The organism is Bacillus sp. AF62 (genome assembly GCF_050312695.1).
Taxonomy (GTDB): Bacteria; Bacillota; Bacilli; order Bacillales; family Bacillaceae_G; genus Bacillus_A; species Bacillus_A cereus.
Genome location: NZ_JBNPJZ010000140.1, coordinates 1 through 2,344 on the forward strand (window position 1 = coordinate 1; position 2,344 = coordinate 2,344).

Here is a 2,344-nt window from a genome sequence, read left to right on the forward strand (position 1 = left end):
GTTGGGACCTTGTCCCTGTGAGAGTAGGACGTCGCCAAGCAAAAACCTAAGTCGTTTCGACTTAGGTTTTTTTGTGTATATTTTTATTACTTAAAATATAAAGGTAAGAATTACCTTTTATAAGGGTATAGTCGAGATATAAAAGAATGTTTGTGATCTTATATAAAAAGGTTATGCAAAAAGTAGCAATCTAGCTCTTTTTGCATAACCTTTTGTGTTTTTAAAGGATTTTACATAAGAAAAAATCTATAATTAAGGTAGTTAACATATATTTTTGATGGGTGTGGGGGATTATGAAAGAAATATGCATGTTATTAGTGGCTGTTATATTATGGGGGACAGCTATTGCACCAACAAAATGGGCGTTAGAATCTATTCAGCCGTTTACTTTGTTGTTTATTCGTCTTTTCTTTGCAGGTGGAATTTGTATGCTATTTTCATTTAAGCAACTACAAAAATCAGTTGTACATAAAAAAGTTCCATGGAAAAGAATGAGTTTGTTAGCTTTTACCGGTGTAGCTGGGTATTTTATGTTCACATCGTATGGTATTTCTTTAACAAGTGGATTACATGTTAGTATCATAGATGCTGCATTACCATTAGTTACAATTCTTTTTTCAGCATTCTTCTTGAAAGAGAAAATTCGATTGAATTATTGGATAGGAATTATATTGGGTGCTATAGGAGTACTCTTTATTACGATTCCATCTAAAAGTGCTGATCAAGAAGTGTCTTTAATAGGAGATATACTGATATTATTAAGTACTTTTCTATTTGCTTTCTACACGGTTTTGCTAAAACGACCAAAACAAGAACAGTATTTATCAAACGAGGTTTTTACAACATTAACTTTAATTATCGGAGCTGTTATTCTATTACCATTTGCACTGGTAGAAATTCTTTATTACGGTTTACCGAAGATTGAAACTTGGAAAACGGGACTTAGTGTAATATACCTTGTTATTGGAGCAACAATTTTAGCGTATTGGTTTTGGAATAAAGCGCTAGAGAGAGTTTCAGCATCAGTAAGCGGATTATATTTAAATGCATTACCGTTAATAAGTATTGTTACTTCAATTATTCTATTAAATGAATCTTTGACATGGAGAGTAATAATGGGAGCAAGTTTAGTTTTAATTGGAGTAGGATGGGCGGATAAGCAAAAGTTATGTAATCTATTAAAAGGTAACAAGGTGGAGAATAGAGACTGTTAAACAGTATGATTTATATAATTGAAATGTTAAAAAGATACCTTATATATGAGGTATCTTTTTTATTTAGCAAAGATAATAGACTAAAATTAGTATGGATATTCTTTGCTGTATTTATATGTGTCGAAATCATTTTGAAATATTGTTTGAACAAGTTGTATACATTCAGTATCATAAAAGCTTTCAAAAGTTGGATGACGGGGAAATAAAGGATCAGTAATATCGCCTTCGCTAAAATTCCCTTTATAAATCATGGCGGGAGTTTGATGATGCCATGATGTTGAGAACTCATTTATTGGTGCGTTTTTTAATTCGAAACGCTTTTCTAATTCTTTCATTTCCTGATCAAAGTTTTCTAAGTATATATAATTGGTGACATATTCTTCTTCACCAGCTATATATTGTTGTGTGAAATGTGGGTTAATATCACTTGCGTGAGCCCCTTTCATAAATAGATAGTATAGAAATTGTTTAAATGAGATCCCTTTGGGGGAATTTTCATCTTGATATAAAAACTTTCGGATGGGTTTCCATTCGGGATTTTCCATATAAGGAGGTCCAATTAAGGATACGAAAGAACTGACTGCTCTCCTATAAGGGTTACGAACAAGTTTAAACGTTTCTTTTTGTTTTTCTCGCAACGCTACTCCTAGTCGTACACTATAAGCAGGTGTACTTTTGTATATATCATATTCATAATTATGAATGAAAGGATTATAACTTAGAGCTGTTTGCAATAAATCAATTTGGTAAAAGAACCAATTGGCAAGAGAAGTGCAACCGCTTTTTTGACTCCAAAATAGAATGATGGGAAACTTCCTATGATAGTGTGGGCTTCTTGAATGGGCGCTTATGGTGTTTAATAAAGAAGGATCGAACAAGTTCTACACTCCTTTCAGTTATTTTACTGATATGTATGAGGAATAAAGAGGGGGTATGAGAGTATTTTTCATCTTTTTTTTAAAAATGAAAGATTAATATTGACTATTATTATATAGAGGTGTAATATAGGACAAGTCGCCGATGACATTAACGTCGCAAGCGACAAACGAAATAAAAAACTTAGTTGACATTAACTAACGAAGATGTTAACATAAGGAAGTCGCAAATGAGCGACCAAGTAGTTCTTTGAA

Annotated in this window: 2 protein-coding genes; one reads left to right on the forward strand and one right to left on the reverse strand. The window is 32.2% G+C overall.

What is annotated here, in order from left to right; translation table 11 throughout:
- The first annotated feature begins 293 nt into the window (after positions 1–293).
- Positions 294–1,214 (forward strand): DMT family transporter, encoded by a 921-nt coding sequence (locus ACQRBL_RS30155; protein ID WP_000658281.1) that lies wholly within the window; start codon positions 294–296, stop codon positions 1,212–1,214.
- A gap of 86 nt (positions 1,215–1,300) precedes the next feature.
- On the opposite strand, the gene ACQRBL_RS30160 is transcribed toward ACQRBL_RS30155, so the two are convergent.
- Positions 1,301–2,092 (reverse strand): sulfotransferase family 2 domain-containing protein, encoded by a 792-nt coding sequence (locus ACQRBL_RS30160; RefSeq protein WP_098257062.1) that lies wholly within the window; start codon positions 2,090–2,092, stop codon positions 1,301–1,303.
- Between the last annotated feature and the right edge of the window lie 252 nt (positions 2,093–2,344).